The organism is Azospirillum sp. CT11-132 (assembly GCF_047302835.1).
Taxonomy (GTDB): Bacteria; Pseudomonadota; Alphaproteobacteria; order Azospirillales; family Azospirillaceae; genus Azospirillum.
In genome coordinates, this window is sequence record NZ_JBGLZA010000009.1 from 42,073 (window position 1) to 58,659 (window position 16,587).

Below are 16,587 nucleotides of genomic sequence, written 5' to 3' on the forward strand. Positions count from 1 at the left end.
CCCCGCCGCCAAGGACCGCGCGCCGTTGCTTTCGCGGCGGGAGTGCGGTTAAGTCCCCGCCGGTTTCCGCTGATCCGCGTCGAGTTCATGCCCGTCGAGTCCCTGGACGCCACCGCGTCGCGCCCCGCCCCCCCGTCTCCCGCCCCGCCCCCAGCCGGCAGCGGGGTCGACGCCGCGTTGCGGGGACTGGCCGGGGCCGCCGCCCTGGTGCTGGGGCCGCTGGCCGCGCTCGCCCCGCGCGGGCTGCCGGTCTGGGCCATCCTGGTCCTCGTGCTGTCGCTGACCGGGCTGGCCCGTCGTGGAAGCTTCGGGCGCATCCTGCGGCTGACCCCGCCGGTCGCCGCGGTGGCGGCCTTCCTGCTGCTGGCCCTGGTCTCCAGCCTGTGGAGCCCGTCGGACCGCGCGCTGGAGACGGTGCTGGAGATCGGCTACATCGCGCTCGGCGCGCTGGCCGGCGGCGCCTGGATCGCCGGGCTGCCGGCGGCCGAGGCGCGGCGGCTGGGCGGGCTGTTCCTGGCCGGCGGGCTGGCCGGCGGGCTGCTGTTCGCGGTGGAGGCGGCGCTCGACTTCCCGCTGAACCGCTGGTGGAACAGCGTGCCCGACGACCAGCTGCCCAACCTGCTGAACGGCAATGTGCCGAAACGGACCGCGGCGCTGCTCTGCCTGCTGGTCTGGCCGGCCGCCCTGGCGGTGGACCGCTTTGGACGGCGGACGCTGGCCCTGCTGGTGCCAGTGGGCTATGCGCTGGCCTGCCTGCCGCTGACCAGCCGTTCGGCCATGCTGGGCATCGCCGCCGGGCTGGTCACGCTGGCTGCCGCCCGCGCGTCGGCGCGCTGGACCCGCCGGCTGTTCGCCGCCGCGGTGACCGCCGCCTTCCTGCTGGTGCTGCCTGCCGCCCTGCTGTTCTCCGGCCCGCTCGACCTCGACCATTCCGGCCTGCTCTTCCGCTCGGCCCAACACCGGGTGGAGATCTGGGGCCATGCGGCGGACCGCGCGCTGCGCACACCGGTGTTCGGCCAGGGCATCGACGCCTCGCGCTCCCTGCCGCCGGACGGGGCGGTGTCGGACTTCTCGCCGATCGGCGACAGCCTGCTGCCGCTGCATCCCCACAACGCCTTCCTGCAGGTCTGGCTGGAGACCGGAGCGGTCGGGGCCGCGTTGGCCCTGGCCGTCATGCTGATGCTGCTGGCCGCCACCGCCCGGCTGGAGCGCCACGACCAGCCCTTCGCGCTCGCCCTGTTCGCCACGGCGATGGCGATGGGCAGCACCGCCTACGGCATCTGGCAGCCCTGGTGGATGGCAGGCTTCCTTTCCGCCGCGCTGATGCTGCGGCTGGCAACCCGTATCGGGGCCCGTATCGGGGACAAGACACGATGAGCAAGCGCCCGCTCCGCATCCTGGTCATCAAGCTGGGCGCCTTCGGCGACTTCTTCCTGGCCCAGACGACCTTCGCCGCCATCCGCCGCCACCATGCCTGCGACCGGATAACGCTGCTGACCCTGCCCTCCCTCGCCCCGCTTGCCCGCATGAGCGGCCTGTTCGACGAGGTGCTGGAGGACCCGCGCGAGCGGTCGCTGTCGGCCTATCTGACGATCCGCCGCACCCTGCGCGCCCATCGCTTCGACCGCGTCTACGACCTCCAGGCGCAGACGCGCACCGACCTGTACCACCGGCTGCTGTTCCCCGGTCCCTGGCCGGAATGGTCGGGCACCGCCCGTGGCGCTTCCCATCCCGACCGCTACGAGGGCCGGCGCAAGGTGCCGGTGCGCGAGCGCTATGTTCGCCAGCTCGCCCCCTTCGGCATCGTGCCGGACGAGACGCCCGACCTGTCCTGGCTCGACGCCGACATTTCCAAGTTCGGTCTGCCGGAGCGGTTCGCGTTGCTGGTCCCCGGCTCCTCCCCCGGACGGCCGGACAAGCGTTGGCCGGTCCGCCGCTATGCCGAGGTGGCGGCGGCACTGGCCGGGCGCGGCATCATTCCGGTGGTGATCGGTACAGGCATCGAGAGCGACCTCGCCCGCTCCATCGCAGAGTATTGCCCGCAGGCTGTCGATCTCACCGACCGCACCAGCGTGCCGGAACTGGGCGGGCTGGCGCGCCGGGCCTGGGGGGCGGTCGGCAACGACACCGGCCCGACCCACCTGATCGCCGCGGTCGGCTGCCCCACCGTGGTGGTGTTCTCCGACGCCTCCGACCCGATCCACAGCACCGGCCCGCGCGTGCTGATCCACCACCGCCCCGACTTCGCCGACATCGACAGCGCCGGCGTGGTCGAGGCGCTGGACCGCGCGCGGGAGATGGGAGGCTCCTAACGGCAGAAGGGAAACGGTGCCACCTTGGGCATGTAGATCGGGATCCACTCGCAATGGGTGACCGGGTTCGGCAGCTTCCGGGTCTCGATGATCGGCCAGGCATGGGCGGCAAGCACCACCAGCGTCACGCCGCCCAGGATCCAGCGCCGCGGCTTGTTTCGGTCCAGCAGCCCCGGCATCCGCGCCAGCACCCAGGCGGCGGACAGGATCGCCAGCGGGTCGGTGTAGGCGGCATAGGCGCGCTGGAAACCGCGCAGCGAGAACAGCGCCTCCAGCCCCCAGGCGACCAGCAGCAGGAACAGCGCCTGCACCGCGGCCAGCTTTTCCCCCCGCCGCCACAGCACCACCGCCCCGGCCAGGGCGAACCACTCCACGATGATGGTCTGCGGGATGTTGTCGGGGTGGAGGATGATGGTGCGGATCGCCAGCGTGCGGCCGATGCCGGCCAGCAGCAGGCCAAGCGTCCCCTGCCCCACCACGTTGCCCTGCCCCTGCAACTCCGCCCCGTGCCGCCAGGAGGAGAAGACGAACATGTGCTCGACGAAGTTGGCCACGGCGATGGCGTTCTGCTCGTTCCAGCGGATGTCGAGCGCCAGCAGCCCGACCGCCAGCCCCAGCAGAACCGCCGCCGCCCCGGCCACCGCGCGGGCCGCCGGCACCCGGTGGACCACCGCATGGACCAGGATGCCAACCAGAACCCAGCCGGCGACGATGCTCTGGTATCCGCCGCCCGACAGCCCGCCGCCGACGGGGGTGTAGGGATAGACCGCCCGCCCCCAGCCGGCCAGCCCGGCCTGGATCAGCCCGAAGGCCGGCACCGCCGCTGCGGCCGCCAGCAACCCGACCACAGCCGCCACGCCCCAGGCCGCTCCCGGAGCGGTCTCCGGCTCCGCCCTGCGCCCGAACAGGATCGCCGCCACCGGCAGCCCCATCGCCAGGAACACCGCCTGCACCTTGGTCACCATGGCCAGCCCGACCAGCAGCCCGCCGAGCGCCAACTGCAGCAGCGACGCGCCGCCGCAGCCACGCCCGTCCGCCGGCCGCACAGCCCGCAGGACCAGCAGCAGCCCCAGCACGACGAAGCCGGCCGACAGCAGGTCGGTGCGCATCTGCCGCCCCTGCGCCGTCAGCCCGACGCCGAAGGCCAGCAACACCCCGGCCAGCAGCGCCACCCGCCGGTCGCCCAGCAGCCCGCGCAGCAGCGTGGCATAGCTGACGGCGAAGGCGGCGGTCAGCAGGATCGACAGCGCCCGCCCGGCCTGGATCAGCGACTGCCATACCGCCTCCGTCGCCACCACGTCGCTGCCCGGCGGCAGGGCCGACAGGCTGGCGACCGGCAGCAGCCCGACCGCATGCAACAGCCGGTACCAGACGTCGATCACCAGGAAATAGCCGTAGCCGGGATGGTCGAAATACTCCTGCGGCAACCCGTCGCCGAACAGCAGTCCGTGATAGGCCAGCACCAGATCCTGATCCGAATGCACCCAGTAGGGCAGCCGGAACCCGACCAGCAACACCGACAGCACCATCGCTGCGGCCAGCCCCAGGCACAGCAGCCACCAGGGCGCCGCCACGACACGGTCGAGCAGGGAGGGACGGGCGACGGAGGGTGCAGGCGTCATGATGGGCTGCGCTCACGGTTCAGGTCGGCGGGCGCCTTGTGGCACGGAAATGAGCGATTGGGAACCAGTCCGATCCTGCGGTGTTGCCCTCATGAAACGGTGGAGTCGGGAGTCTCCGCCTCTTTCGTGGTGCCTCGCACGAGTGGCTTTGCAACGTTGACGGGTCGCTGCCACAAAATACGGTATGGCAGACCCGCCGGGCAGACAAATGCCGGACAGACACATGCCGGACAAACACATGGGGGACTCGATGGCCGATACCGACGACATCCTGGAGCGTATCCGACGCCGCGCCCACGAGTTGTGGGAGAGCGAGGGCCGTCCGCACGGCCGCGATTCCGACCATTGGACCCAGGCGGAAGCGGAAATCCGCGGCGCCGGCGCGCTGGAGCCGACCGAAAAGGCCGCCGGATCGCGCAAGAAGACCGCCACCTCCAAGGCCGCCGGCAAGAGCACCCGCGCCGCCGCCGAATCCCTGTCCGAAGTCGCGAGCACCCCGGCGGAGGGCGCCAAATCCGCCCCCGCCAAGCCCGCGAAGACTAAGCCGGCCACGGCCAAGCCGAAGGCCGAGGCTGCCCCCAAGCCGGCAGCCGGAAAGACCACCGCCAAGGCGACCCCCGCCAAGACCCCGCGCGGTCCGAAGAAGGACGGCGGCAAGAGCGCCTCGGCCGGCTGAACCCGGCCTCACCGTCGGAACCCTTCGGCTCCGGAGCCGGTTGTCAGGGCCATACCTGTAAACTTCTCCGGAGGACTTCCCATGGCCGGCTCGCCGTCGATGGACGACTGCATCCGCAACTGCACCGACTGCCACACGATCTGCCTGGAAACCGTCGCGCACTGCCTGACCAAAGGCGGCGCGCATGCGGAGGCCGGGCATATCCGCCTGCTGCTGGACTGCGTCGACATCTGCCGCACCAGCGCGGATTTCATGATTCGCGGCTCCCGCTTCCACCATCTCACCTGCGGCGCCTGTGCCGAGATCTGTGCGGCCTGTGCCGACGATTGCGACCGCATGGCCGACGATTCCATGATGAAGCGTTGCGCCGAGATGTGCCGCCGCTGCGCCGAAAGCTGCCGCTCAATGTCGCGCATGGCCGCCTGATCGGGGCGTCCGCCTACTCCATCACCGCCGCTTCCTCCGGCGCCGGAGCCCCGGCCTTCGGCCGCCGGAGCAGCAGCAGCATCGGGATCACCAGCAGCGCGACGTACATCATCAGCTTGAAGTCGTCGATGTAGGCGATCATCGCCGCTTGCTGCGTGACCTGGGCATTCAGCATCGCCAGCGCCTCCGGCGACGCGGTGACCTGCTCCGTCATCGCCTGGGAGAAGGGCGTCAGATGTGCGGCCAGGCTGGCATGGTTGACCTGGGTGTTCTGCGACAGCAGCGTCATCACCACCGAGATGCCGACGCTGCTCCCAAGGTTGCGGACCAAGCTGAACAGGCTGGCGGCATCGGTGCGCAGCCGCGGCTCCAGCGTGGCGAAGGCGATGGTGCTGAGCGGCACGAACACCAGCCCCAACCCCAGCCCCTGCACCACGCCGCTGATGATGATCGGCTCGCGGTCCATCACGATGGTAAAGCCGGTCATGTACCACAGCGACCAGCTGGTCAGCAGCACGCCCGCCAGGATCAGCAGCCGCGCGTCCACCTTGCGCACCAGCCGTCCCACCATCAACATCGAGATCATCGTGCCGACCCCGCGCGGCGCCAGCACCAGCCCAGTGGTGACCGTCGGGTAGCCCAGCAGGTTCTGCAGCATCGGCGGCAGCAGCGCCATCGTCGCCAGCAGGATCACGCCGATCACGAAGATCAGGATCAGGCCGGTGACGAAGTTGCGGTCGCGCAGCAGCGCCGGGTCGATGAAGGGCTCGGTCTTCGTGTTGCCGTGGGCGGTGGCGATGTGGACGGTGAAGATCCAGAAGGCGCAGGCGGCCAGCGCCGTCTCGATCCAGATCTCGGTCGCGCCGAACCAGTCCAACTGCTCGCCGCGGTCCAGCAGCATCTGGAAGGCGCCGACCGCCAGCCCCAGCATGGCGAAGCCGAAGAAATCGAAGCCGCGCTGCCGGCCTTTGGTCTCGTGCAGAAAGACCAGCATGCCGAAGAAGGCCAGCAGCCCGACCGGCAGGTTGATGTAGAAGACCCAGCGCCAGCTGAAGCTGTCGGTCAGCCAGCCGCCCAGCGTCGGCCCGGCGATGGGACCGACCATGATGCCGGCGCCCCACAGCGCCATCGCCTGCCCGTGCCGCTCCTTCGGGTTGATGTCCAGCAGCACCGATTGGGACAGCGGCACCAGCGCCGCGCCGAAGATGCCCTGCACCAGCCGGAAGGCGACCATCTGCGTCAGGCTGCCGGCCAGCCCGCACAGCACCGAGGCCGCGGTAAAGCCCGCCACCGCGATCAGGAACAGCCGCTTGCGCCCGAACCGGTCGGCCATCCAGCCGGTGGCCGGCGTGGCGATGGCCGCGGCCACGATGTAGGAGGTCAGCACCCAGGTGATGGTGTCCTGCGCCGCCCCCAGGCTGCCCTGCATGCTGGGCAGGGCGACGTTGGCGATGGTGGTGTCCAGCACCTGCATGATGGTGGCGAGCATGATCGACACGGTGATCATGCCGCGATGCTTCACCTCATGCGGGGCGGCAGGGGATTGGCTGGCGGCCATGGGGTGCCTGCGGATGATTGTCGGTTGGAGGAGGCGAAGGCCCTACCGGATCGCCGCGACCGCGCTGCCGATCACGCCCGGCAGCGGCCGGCTGTAATGGGTGTCGACCTCCACATCGGCGCTCAGGCCGGTGCGCAGCGGCACGCCGGCGGCATCCGTCCCGTCGATGCGCAGACGGACCGGCACGCGCTGCACCACCTTCACCCAGTTGCCGGTGGCGTTCTGGGCGGGCAGGACCGAGAACTCAGATCCGGTGCCGGCGCCGATGCTCTCGACATGGGCGCTCAAGGTGCGGCCGGAATAGGCGTCCAGCACCACGGTCGCGGTCTGGCCGACGGCCATGTGGGTCAGGTCGGTTTCCTTGAAATTGGCCTCGACCCAACTCGACCCGCTCATCACCAGACTGACCGCCGAGAGCCCGACGGAGGCGTATTGCCCGACGAGCAGACGGTCGGTCTGGCTGACCACGCCATCGGCCGGCGCCGTCACCACCGTGTGGTCCAGGTCGCGCTGTGCGGACGCCTTCTTCGCCAGCGCCTCCAGCACCATCGGATGGCGGTCGGTGGGGATGTCGGGATCGCCGCCCAGCGCGGCGCGGGCGCTGACCACCGCCTGCTTTTCGGTGTTCAGGTCCTGCTGCGCCGCCATCAGGTCATGGTGCACGGAATCATAGGTCGCGCGCGCGGCAACGCCGGTCTTCAGCAGATCCTGCTGGCGCTGGAACTCGCGCTGCTCGAAGGCGACCTTCTCCTCCGCCGCGGCCTGCTTGGCCTGCGCCTCACCCAGGTCGGCGCGCAACTGCTCCACCTTCAGCCGCGCCGACGCCAGCGCCGCGTCCGCCTGCTGGAGGGCCAGCCGATAAGGCTCGTCATCGATGCGGAACAACAGGTCGCCGCGATGGACCGGCTGGCTCTCACGCACCGCCACCTCGACGATGCGGCCGGAAATGTCCGGGCTGATCGTCACCTTGTCCTGCTGGACATAGGCGTTGTCGGTCGAGACATAGCGCCCGCCGACGACATACTCATAGCCGCCGCCCACTGCCACCAGCAGCGGCAGAGCGGCCATCAGAACCCAGCGGCGCCAGCGCGTCCGGCGGACGGGTTTGGCGGCTGGTTGAGCGGCAGGACGGGTTTCGGTATCGCGGTCGGTCACGGCGGTCATTGCGGTCGGGTCCCGAAGGAAAAAAGGAATGCGTCAGGCTTTGGCGGCGATCTTCTCGGCACTCATCTTCTCGGGCGGCTCGGCCGCCCGGCGGTCGGACAGGTTGGCGCGCATGTGGGCCAGCATCTCGACCAGCTTGGCCTCGGCGTCGGATGGAAGACCGGCCAGCGCCTCCGCATAGATGCCGGTGGCGAGCGCCCGGCCCTGCTCCAGCACCGCATGTGCTTTCGGCGTCAGATGCGGCAGGCGGGCGCGCCGGTCAGTCGGATCGGCGCGACGTTCGATCCAGCCGCCCTCCTCCATGCGGTCGATCTGCCGGCAGAGCGTGATCGGCTCGATCTCCATCAGATCGGCCAGCGCCGCCTGCTTGATCCCTTCGTTCCGCGCCAGCGTGGCGATCACCGACCATTGCGCGCGGGTCAGCCCGAGATGGCGGGCGCGCTGGTCGAAACGGACGCGCATCATGCGCGCCGTATCGGTCAGGACGGCACCCAGGCTCATCGAATGGGAGTTTGCAGAGCGGGTATCGGCGGCGGAGGACATCGGCACATCATAAGCTTGCTTATCGATTTTGGTGAATTAATAAGCCTGCTTATCATCGGCAATCCTCGCGGCGCGCATGGCAGGGCCACGCCGATGTCGCGCCTCCGGCGTCCGAGACAGGATCGCGCCTCTGGCGCACGCGACAGGAGATTGCTAAGGTGCCCACCCGTTTCGTTCCATTCCTTTCGCCAACTCGCCCGAATCGACCAGCTGAGGACCGATCCATGCCGCACTACCGCTCCCGCACCTCCACCCACGGCCGCAACATGGCGGGCGCGCGCGGCCTGTGGCGGGCGACCGGCATGAAGGACGGCGATTTCGGCAAGCCGATCATCGCCATCGCCAATTCCTTCACCCAGTTCGTACCCGGACACGTCCACCTGAAGGATCTGGGTCAGCTGGTCGCCCGCGAGATCGAGAAGGCCGGCGGCGTGGCGAAGGAGTTCAACACCATCGCGGTGGATGACGGCATCGCCATGGGCCATGGCGGCATGCTGTACAGCCTGCCCTCGCGCGAGTTGATCGCCGACGCGGTGGAGTACATGGCGAACGCGCACTGCGCCGACGCGCTGGTCTGCATCTCCAACTGCGACAAGATCACGCCCGGCATGCTGATGGCCGCGATGCGCCTGAACATCCCGGCGGTCTTCGTCTCCGGCGGCCCGATGGAGGCCGGCAAGGTCAAGTGGCGCGGCAAGGTCAAGTCGGTCGACCTGATCGATGCCATGGTCGCCGCCGCCGACCCGACCGTCTCCGATGAAGAGGCGGCAGAGATGGAGCGCGGCTCCTGCCCGACCTGCGGCTCCTGCTCCGGCATGTTCACCGCCAATTCGATGAACTGCCTGACGGAAGCGCTGGGCCTGTCACTGCCCGGCAACGGCACCATCCTGGCGACCCACGCTGACCGCAAGGAGCTGTTCCTCGCCGCCGGCCGCATGGTGGTCGACCTCTGCCGCCGCTGGTATCAGGAGGAGGACGCGACCGCCCTGCCGCGCGGCATCGCCACCCGGCAAGCGTTCGAGAATGCGATGACGCTCGACATCGCCATGGGCGGTTCGACCAACACCGTCCTGCACATCCTGGCCGCGGCGCAGGAGGGCGGCATCGACTTCACCATGGCGGACATCGACCGGCTGTCGCGCCACGTTCCCAACGTCTGCAAGGTCGCCCCGGCGGTGGCCGACGTCCATATCGAGGACGTGCATCGCGCCGGCGGCATCTTCGGCATCCTGGGCGAACTTGACCGTGCCGGCCTGCTGAACCGCGAAGCCCCCACCGTCCATGCCCCGACGCTGGGTGACGCGCTGGACCGCTGGGACGTGATGCGCACCCAGGACCAGTCCGTCCACACCCTGTACCGCGCCGCCCCCGGCGGCATCCCGACCGTCGTGCCCTTCAGTCAGGAGCGCCGCTGGCCGGAGCTGGACCTCGACCGCGAGAAGGGCGTGATCCGCAAGGCCGAGAACGCCTTCAGCCAGGACGGCGGCCTCGCCGTGCTGTACGGCAACATCGCGGAGAACGGCTGCATCGTGAAGACGGCAGGCGTTGACGCCTCCAACCTCGTCTTCGCCGGGCCGGCCCGCGTGTTCGAGAGCCAGGACGACGCCGTCGCCGGCATCCTGGGCGATGTGGTCAAGGCGGGCGAGGTGGTGATCATCCGCTACGAAGGTCCGCGCGGCGGACCCGGCATGCAGGAAATGCTCTACCCGACCAGCTACCTGAAGTCGAAGGGGTTGGGCAAGGCCTGCGCACTGGTCACCGATGGTCGTTTCTCCGGCGGCACGTCGGGGCTGTCGATCGGCCATGTCTCGCCGGAAGCGGCGCAGGGTGGCGCCATCGGACTGGTGCAGGACGGCGACCGCATCGAGATCGACATCCCCAACCGCATCATCCGCCTCGCCGTCGATGACCAGGAAATGCAGCGCCGCCGCGATGCGATGAACGCCAAGGGTGTGGATGCCTGGAAGCCGGCCAGCCGCGACCGCGTGGTTTCCCCGGCGCTCCGCGCCTATGCCGCCCTGACGACCAGCGCCGACCGCGGCGCCGTGCGCGACGTGTCCCAGGTGGAGAATATCGCCGTCCGCCGCTGAGCCGGTTTGACCCGACCAGCGTCAACAGCGACCGAGTCAGGCACAGCGGATATTCATCACAAGTAACAATCAAGGCGCCGCGCAAGTCGCGGCGCTTTCTTTTTGCCCCGAATTACATACACCGATATGTTGGCTTCCGCCTGCGCGAAAATCTTAGGGCGATACATCGCTCGGATGTTCGCAAAATTCGAATTGCATGCTCTAATATGCCAACGCGAATTCCGCAAAGGGGGCGGACATGGCGGACACCATGTTGAGCACAGCGACGGACGAAGGCCGTCCTTGGCAGGAGGCATCACGCCTGCCGGGCGACAAGCCGCGCGAGCGCAAGGTGGTAACGGCGATGTTCGTCGACATCGTCCGCTCCTCCGCCATCGTGGCCGGCCGTGATCCGGAAGATGCGGACGACCTGCTCCTCTCCATTCTGGATCGCGTGACGGAGGCGGTGCCGCGTTTTGAAGGCACGGTGACGCAGATGCTGGGCGATGGTTTCCTGGCGACCTTCGGCGCCCCCGGCGCCAAGGAGGACCACGCCCTGCGCGCCTGTCTGGCTGCCCAGGACATCCTCAGCGCCACCCGTGACGAACATGGAAAGCCGCTTTTCCAGATCCGCATCGGCATCAGTTCCGGCGACGCCGTGACCCATGTGGTGACCAACGGCCTGTGGTCCGACTACCGCGCCATCGGTGAATGCGTGCATATGGCCGCCAAGCTGCAGCAGCGCGCCGCCTCCGACACCGCGCAGCTCAGCCGCGACACGCTGGACCTGATCCCGGTCGGCGTGACGGCGCGCCCGATGGGAAGCCTGCGTTTGTCCGACGAGGTGGAGCCGATGCCGGCCTTCCTGCTCGACGGAGCCCGCGCCGTCCGCCGCACCGCCACCGACCTGCTGTCCGCCACCGACGCCCCCTATGTCGGCCGCGAGCAGGAGGTGGCGACGCTGTTCGCCATCACCGATTCGGTGGAGGCCGGGGCGCCGGCCCAACTCCTGCTGCAGGGAGAGGCGGGAATCGGCAAGTCGCGGCTGGTGGGAGAGTTTCTGCGCGATCCGCGCAGCAGGCGCTGGACCTTGCTGCAATGGCCGCAGATGCCGATCCGTCGGCTGGCCGATCCCGACGACCTCGAGGCGGTGGCGCTGAGCCTGGCGGAGCAGGTGGCCGGCCGCGCCAGCGAGGAGGGCGTCGGCTGGGTGTGCGAGGCCGCGGGCCGCCGGTCCGGTTCGCTGGCCGGCGACGCCGTGCGGGCTCTGTTCGGCCTGCCGGGGCTCGACCCGCTGTGGAGCGGCCTCGATGCGGCGCAGCGCCTGTCGCTGGGCATCGAGGGGCTGGTGGGGGCGACGCTTGAACTGGCGGCGACGGTCCCATCGGATGATGACGCCCAGACCGATGGCGAGGGGATCGTGGGACGGCCGTTGCTGGTCCTGGTCGAGGATGCCCATTGGGCGCGGCCGGTGATGGTGCGGCTGCTGGATCGGCTGGCGGAAGCACTGCCGGGGTCCGGGTCACGCCTGCTGCTGCTCGCAACCCGGCGACCGCCGCCGCTGGGACCGGAATCGCGCGAACAGGGCTGGAACGGCCGGGCGGGCGGGCGGCGCATGGAATTGGGCATGCTGTCGCCGGAACAGGTGCAGAGTTTCCTGGCCCATTGGCTGGGGCCGGACTGGTCGCTGGTGGAGTTGAAGGCCCAGGTCGCCACCCGCTGCCAGGGCGTTCCGCTTTATCTGGAAGAGGTTCTGCGCACGCTGGAGACGTCCAACGCCATTGAAGGCACGCCGGGCTCCTACCGGCTGATCGACCCGTTGGTGGTCGACAAGCTGCCGCGTACGCTGCACGCGCTGCTGGCAGAGCGCATGGACCTGATGACGCTGGAACGGCGCCGACTGCTGATGAACGCCGCCGTGATCGGCAATACCTTCGACGTCGGGCTTCTGCAGGCTCTGACCGGCCTGTCGATGTCGATCCTGTCCGACTATCTGGCCTATCTGGAGCGTGCCGGCTTCGTGCTGCGCACCCGCCTGCTGCCAAACCTGGAATATTCCTTCAAGCATGCGCTGATCCAGGAGGTTGCCTACGCCACCCTGACGAAGTCCGACCGCCGAGCGCTGCATGCCCGCGTACTGGAGGCGCTGCGCCACCGCCGCGACGCCGATCTGCCCAACCGCCTGGACCTGCTGGCCCACCACGCTTTCAAGGCGGAAAACTGGCCGGCCGCGCACCTGTTCGGCCGGCGTGCGGGCGAAAGGGCCGAAGGTCGTTCCAAGCTGGAAGATTCCAGCCGGCATTATACCAACGCTCTCGCCGCCGTGCGGCGTCTGCCGGATCATCCGCGAAACACTGCGCGCCAGATCGATTTGCTGATCGCACTTCCGAGATCTCTGCTGCCGCGAGGGTCGATGGGAGTGGACGACCATCTGCAACGGGCCATCGCCATGTCGCGAGATTCGGGTGATCTCATCCGCTATGCCCGGGCATGCTCAATGTTGGCATCGTTCCTGTGGACGTTCGGCGATCTCGACGAAGGTCTTGCGCTGTGCCGCGACGGCCTGTCTGCGCTCGACGCCCGGGATGACCGCCGCACCCGCGTCCAGTTGCTGTTCCGGCTGGGCGGCCTACAAACAGACAAGGGGCTCTTCCTAGAGGCGTTGGAAACATTCGAGCATGGCTCCCACTTGCTCACGAAGTCACGTCCATACGACCGCTATGGTCTCGCAACTGTCGCACGGGTGCATATGGGCAGCCTCGCGGCCCGCGGACTCGCCGAATTGGGGCGGGTCGATGAAGCCGTGGAAACCGGGCGCCGCTCAGTCGAAATCGCCGAGGAAAGCAGCCACCTCTTCTCAAGGATGTTCGCCCTGACGCATCTGGGGTGGACCCATATCATCTGCGGGCAGTTGAGAGACAGCATTCCCGCACTTGAGGCCGCATTGTCGGTTGGTCACGCAATACATGCTCCTCTGCTGCTGCCGCTGGTAATGGGCGGCATCGGATACGCATCGGTCCTGACAGGGAACCACAAATCAGGCTTCGCCATGTTTGAGCGCAGCTTTGCGCTGTTTCAGCAGCAAGGGGCACTGCGGGGCAAACCGCATCCATTGGGATGGCTCGCCCAAGTCCAGATTTGGTACGCCGATGCCTTGGAGGTGGCCGGAAATCGTTCGGAAGCCATCACTTTGGCGCGTACTGCTTTGGAAACTGCGATACTCACCGCGCAAATTTCAAGCCAAGCACGCGCCACGCAGCTGCTCGCACGACTAAATGGCAAAGAGAACATTCCCATGCCGGCAGTGGTGCGGTAACCAAGTTTTTAATTATTCTGGCTCAATTCTGCGGAAATATTCCAGAACAAACGTGCGAATGGTGGTGCTAAGCGCCGCGCTTTTTGGTCTGTTCTCTTCCAACTCTGCACATAACTGCTGCGTTGGCTTTCCTTCAAGCTTGGCGATAACGTCGAGACCTTCCCAAACTGCTTTCTCAAGGCGCAGCCGGGTCCTAACGCCGTTCATAGGCACGATACGGGCGGACAACTGCGGCCATACCATCAGAGCCTCAAGGTCGATAGAACCGCGACCGGACGCGATCCCACCCTGCTTTTTGTTGGTGGTCTGCAGCATAGCTTTGGTTCTCCAGTCAATTCTCTGCCGCTCGCGATGGAGTGGCGCTCGAAACACCTCATTCCATACGCCGCTGCTCAGACGTTCCGATTACGCTGAAGCTGTAAAACACGAAGTGAAAAACTTCACAGACCGCACTCGTTCGAATCCGAAGAATTTGCGGCATCACCAACGTCGAACGGAGTCAATCCAGATGTCGCTCTCCATCTCTCAGTCGTCGATGATCCGCGGTGCTGACGGCCGTCTGTATGCCGTGTCTGCTCAGGGGGTTTCCGAAATCGCCGAGGTCCAGGCATCGACTGCCCGCAACCTCGTCCGTTCCGGCGATCGCAGCACCTTCGACGCCGCGGATCACGAGGCTGGTCGGTTCAGCATCACCCCGGGCGCCTGATCGGGTTCCCGGTTCCGGTTCTTCGGACCGTGGCCACCAGCGCCGCTTCAGGTGCTGACCGGCCACGGACCCGGGAACGGGACGCGCCTTCTCGATTGTCCTCCGCCCCGGATACGCCGCGATGCCCTTCGATCTGCTCGATGTCAAAGCCTCCGTTTCGGATGCGGTGAAGGCCCACACGGTCGGCACCCACCGGGTCATGGCGCCCGAACAGACCCTGGCACGGGTCGCCCCGTTCCTGCCGATCATGGGGATCACCCGGGTCGCCAACGTCACCGGGCTGGATGCCGTCGGCATTCCGGTTGTGATGGTGACGCGGCCGAACTCGCGCTCCATATCGGTGTCGCAGGGCAAGGGGGTGACGCTCGCCGCAGCCAAGGCGTCGGGGGTCATGGAGTCGATCGAGAGCTATCACGCCGAACGCATCACCCTGCCGCTGAAGTTCGCCAGCTTCGAGGAGCTGCGCTGGACCCACCCGGTGGTGGACGTCGATCGCCTGCCCCGGCTGTCGACCGGAAGCTTCAACCCCAACAGCCCCATCCTGTGGATCGAGGGACAGGACCTGCTGAACGGCGGCCCGAAATGGGTTCCGTTCGAGATGGTCCATCTGAATTTCACCGTGCCGATGGCCCCCGGCCACGGCGCCTTCCTGGCCGGCTCCAACGGGCTGGCGTCGGGCAACCACAAGGTGGAGGCGATCAGCCACGCCGTCACCGAACTGGTGGAGCGCGACGCGACCACCCTGTGGCGCCTGCAGGACCCGGCTTCCCAGGCGACGACCCGCATCGACCTGGACAGCATCGACGATCCGGTCTGCCGTTCGCTGATCGACCGATTCGAAGCGGCGGGCGTCGCCGTCGGCGTGTGGGAGACCACCAGCGACGTCGGCCTACCCGCCTTCCTCTGCCGCATCGTCGAGCGTGAGGAGATGCCCCAGCATTCCATCCGCCCGGCCACCGGCATGGGCTGCCATGCGGCGCGCGAGATCGCCCTGTCCCGCGCCCTGACCGAGGCGGCGCAGAGCCGCCTGACCTTCATCGCCGGCGCCCGCGACGACATGCCCCGTGCCGAATACGAACGCCACCTCGACCCTGCCCATCACGCCCGCTGGAAGGCCATGATCGTGGAGGGTGGCGGCCGGCGCCCCTTCCACCATTGTCCGACCAGCACCGCCCCCACCATCGAGGCCGACCTTGCCCACCAGCTCGACCGGCTGCGCGCCGTCGGCATCGAGGAGGCGGTGGCGGTCGATCTGACCAAGCCCGAATTTGGTATCCCCGTCGTGCGCGTCGTCGTGCCTGGGCTGGAGGGTGCCGACGAATCCCCCGATTACCTGCTGGGTGAACGCGGCCTGCGCGTGCTCGGCACCCAAGCCATGGAGAAGGCGGCATGAGCGGCGTCTATGTCTTTCTCGGCCCCACCCTGCCGCGCGAGGACGCGGCGCTGGAGCTGGACGCCACCTATCTGCCGCCGGTCGCCCAGGGCGACGTTCTGCGGTTGTGCGCGGAAAAGCCGGCGGCCATCGGCATCATCGACGGTTTCTTCGAAAGCGTGCCGTCGGTCTGGCACAAGGAAATCCTCTACGCCATCCATGCCGGCATCCCGGTGTTCGGCGCCTCCAGCATGGGGGCACTGCGCGCGGCGGAGCTGTATCCCTTCGGCATGGTCGGCGTCGGCGCCATCTTCGAGGCGTTCCGCGACGGCCGGTTGGAGGATGACGACGAGGTGGCGGTGATTCACGGCCCGGCCGAGCTGGGCTACACCTCCCTGTCTGAGGCGATGGTCAACATCCGCCGCACCCTGTCCGACGCGATTGCCGACCGGGTGCTGACCGCCGAGACGGCCCTGCGCCTGGAATCCATCGCCAAGGAACTGCCCTACCGCGAGCGCGGCTATGGACGAATGTTGCGTCTGGGTGGCGATATCGGCCTGCCGGCGTCCGAATTGGTGGCTTTCCGCAGTTGGCTGCCGCAGGGCCGGTTCGACCAGAAGCGCGAGGATGCCAAGGCGATGCTGCGCACCATGGCCCGGCGGCTGGGCCGTTCGACGGGTGACGATGCGGCACCGGAGGCCCGTTTCCACTTCGAGCGCACCGTCCTTTGGGAACGTGCCCTGCGCGACGCGGCTCCGCTCGCGATGTAAGGGCGTATCCGCTAGACTGATCGCGCCGGGGTGGCGATGACCGCCAGCCCCGC

Annotated in this window: 14 protein-coding genes; 9 read left to right on the forward strand and 5 right to left on the reverse strand. The window is 68.2% G+C overall.

Annotation, left to right across the window (positions count from 1 at the left end):
* Window positions 1–87 precede the first annotated feature (87 nt).
* Window positions 88–1,377 (forward strand): O-antigen ligase family protein, encoded by a 1,290-nt coding sequence (locus ACCD06_RS31890; RefSeq protein ID WP_413346283.1) that lies wholly within the window; start codon window positions 88–90, stop codon window positions 1,375–1,377.
* A complete protein-coding gene (locus tag ACCD06_RS31895) occupies window positions 1,374–2,312 on the forward strand; it encodes a glycosyltransferase family 9 protein (RefSeq protein WP_413346285.1) in 939 nt (312 codons plus the stop codon). Before ACCD06_RS31890 ends, ACCD06_RS31895 begins: the two co-directional genes overlap by 4 nt.
* On the opposite strand, the gene ACCD06_RS31900 is transcribed toward ACCD06_RS31895, so the two are convergent.
* Window positions 2,309–3,934 (reverse strand): hypothetical protein, encoded by a 1,626-nt coding sequence (locus ACCD06_RS31900; RefSeq protein ID WP_413346287.1) that lies wholly within the window; start codon window positions 3,932–3,934, stop codon window positions 2,309–2,311. The two genes, ACCD06_RS31895 and ACCD06_RS31900, sit on opposite strands and share 4 nt — an antisense overlap.
* Before the next feature lie 223 nt (window positions 3,935–4,157).
* On the opposite strand from ACCD06_RS31900, the gene ACCD06_RS31905 reads away from it, so the two are divergent.
* Window positions 4,158–4,610, forward strand: a complete 453-nt coding sequence (locus ACCD06_RS31905) for a DUF2934 domain-containing protein (RefSeq protein ID WP_247882323.1) — start codon at window positions 4,158–4,160, stop codon at window positions 4,608–4,610.
* An 81-nt stretch (window positions 4,611–4,691) separates the two neighbouring features.
* Complete coding sequence (locus tag ACCD06_RS31910) at window positions 4,692–5,036, forward strand: four-helix bundle copper-binding protein (RefSeq protein ID WP_109073282.1); 345 nt, start codon at window positions 4,692–4,694, stop codon at window positions 5,034–5,036.
* Window positions 5,037–5,049: 13 nt separating this feature from the next.
* Here ACCD06_RS31910 and ACCD06_RS31915 read toward each other — a convergent pair whose 3' ends face one another.
* Genes ACCD06_RS31915 through ACCD06_RS31925 form a run of 3 tightly spaced genes read right to left on the reverse strand, consistent with a single transcriptional unit; the run spans window position 5,050 to window position 8,301 of the window.
* Window positions 5,050–6,594, reverse strand: coding sequence for a DHA2 family efflux MFS transporter permease subunit (locus ACCD06_RS31915; protein ID WP_413346290.1), 1,545 nt, complete (start codon window positions 6,592–6,594; stop codon window positions 5,050–5,052).
* Window positions 6,595–6,636: 42 nt separating this feature from the next.
* Complete coding sequence (locus ACCD06_RS31920) at window positions 6,637–7,758, reverse strand: HlyD family secretion protein (RefSeq protein WP_413346292.1); 1,122 nt, start codon at window positions 7,756–7,758, stop codon at window positions 6,637–6,639.
* A 33-nt stretch (window positions 7,759–7,791) separates the two neighbouring features.
* A complete protein-coding gene (locus ACCD06_RS31925; RefSeq protein ID WP_247871473.1) occupies window positions 7,792–8,301 on the reverse strand; it encodes a MarR family winged helix-turn-helix transcriptional regulator in 510 nt (169 codons plus the stop codon).
* Window positions 8,302–8,525: 224 nt separating this feature from the next.
* Here ACCD06_RS31925 and ilvD point away from each other — a divergent pair, with 224 nt between their 5' ends.
* A complete protein-coding gene (gene ilvD, locus ACCD06_RS31930) occupies window positions 8,526–10,391 on the forward strand; it encodes a dihydroxy-acid dehydratase (protein WP_109073286.1) in 1,866 nt (621 codons plus the stop codon).
* A 238-nt stretch (window positions 10,392–10,629) separates the two neighbouring features.
* Window positions 10,630–13,686, forward strand: coding sequence for an ATP-binding protein (locus ACCD06_RS31935; protein WP_413346295.1), 3,057 nt, complete (start codon window positions 10,630–10,632; stop codon window positions 13,684–13,686).
* A gap of 12 nt (window positions 13,687–13,698) precedes the next feature.
* Here the strand turns inward: ACCD06_RS31935 and ACCD06_RS31940 are convergent, their stop codons facing one another.
* Window positions 13,699–14,001: a ribbon-helix-helix domain-containing protein gene (locus ACCD06_RS31940; RefSeq protein WP_413346297.1), complete on the reverse strand. Its 303-nt coding sequence runs from the start codon at window positions 13,999–14,001 to the stop codon at window positions 13,699–13,701.
* A 193-nt stretch (window positions 14,002–14,194) separates the two neighbouring features.
* On the opposite strand from ACCD06_RS31940, the gene ACCD06_RS31945 reads away from it, so the two are divergent.
* From ACCD06_RS31945 to ACCD06_RS31955, 3 genes are all read left to right on the forward strand, one after another.
* On the forward strand, window positions 14,195–14,392 hold the full coding sequence (locus tag ACCD06_RS31945) for a hypothetical protein (RefSeq protein WP_413346299.1): 198 nt from the start codon (window positions 14,195–14,197) through the stop codon (window positions 14,390–14,392).
* Between the two features lie 121 nt (window positions 14,393–14,513).
* Complete coding sequence (locus ACCD06_RS31950; RefSeq protein WP_413346301.1) at window positions 14,514–15,785, forward strand: YcaO-like family protein; 1,272 nt, start codon at window positions 14,514–14,516, stop codon at window positions 15,783–15,785.
* Entirely contained in the window at window positions 15,782–16,534 is a 753-nt protein-coding gene (locus ACCD06_RS31955) for a TfuA-like protein (RefSeq protein WP_413346303.1), read from the forward strand. Before ACCD06_RS31950 ends, ACCD06_RS31955 begins: the two co-directional genes overlap by 4 nt.
* Window positions 16,535–16,587 lie beyond the last annotated feature (53 nt).

Bases quoted from the DNA above. Each gene is read 5' to 3' on its own strand.
- ACCD06_RS31925 (WP_247871473.1), bottom strand. From the start codon at position 8,301: ATGTCCTCCGCCGCCGATACCCGCTCTGCAAACTCCCATTCGATGAGC.
- ACCD06_RS31915 (WP_413346290.1), bottom strand. From the start codon at position 6,594: ATGGCCGCCAGCCAATCCCCTGCCGCCCCGCATGAGGTGAAGCATCGC.
- ACCD06_RS31945 (WP_413346299.1), top strand. From the start codon at position 14,195: ATGTCGCTCTCCATCTCTCAGTCGTCGATGATCCGCGGTGCTGACGGC.
- ACCD06_RS31955 (WP_413346303.1), top strand. From the start codon at position 15,782: ATGAGCGGCGTCTATGTCTTTCTCGGCCCCACCCTGCCGCGCGAGGAC.
- ACCD06_RS31905 (WP_247882323.1), top strand. From the start codon at position 4,158: ATGCCGGACAAACACATGGGGGACTCGATGGCCGATACCGACGACATC.
- ACCD06_RS31920 (WP_413346292.1), bottom strand. From the start codon at position 7,758: ATGACCGCCGTGACCGACCGCGATACCGAAACCCGTCCTGCCGCTCAA.
- ACCD06_RS31900 (WP_413346287.1), bottom strand. From the start codon at position 3,934: ATGACGCCTGCACCCTCCGTCGCCCGTCCCTCCCTGCTCGACCGTGTC.
- ilvD (WP_109073286.1), top strand. From the start codon at position 8,526: ATGCCGCACTACCGCTCCCGCACCTCCACCCACGGCCGCAACATGGCG.
- ACCD06_RS31935 (WP_413346295.1), top strand. From the start codon at position 10,630: ATGGCGGACACCATGTTGAGCACAGCGACGGACGAAGGCCGTCCTTGG.
- ACCD06_RS31940 (WP_413346297.1), bottom strand. From the start codon at position 14,001: ATGCTGCAGACCACCAACAAAAAGCAGGGTGGGATCGCGTCCGGTCGC.
- ACCD06_RS31890 (WP_413346283.1), top strand. From the start codon at position 88: ATGCCCGTCGAGTCCCTGGACGCCACCGCGTCGCGCCCCGCCCCCCCG.
- ACCD06_RS31910 (WP_109073282.1), top strand. From the start codon at position 4,692: ATGGCCGGCTCGCCGTCGATGGACGACTGCATCCGCAACTGCACCGAC.
- ACCD06_RS31950 (WP_413346301.1), top strand. From the start codon at position 14,514: ATGCCCTTCGATCTGCTCGATGTCAAAGCCTCCGTTTCGGATGCGGTG.
- ACCD06_RS31895 (WP_413346285.1), top strand. From the start codon at position 1,374: ATGAGCAAGCGCCCGCTCCGCATCCTGGTCATCAAGCTGGGCGCCTTC.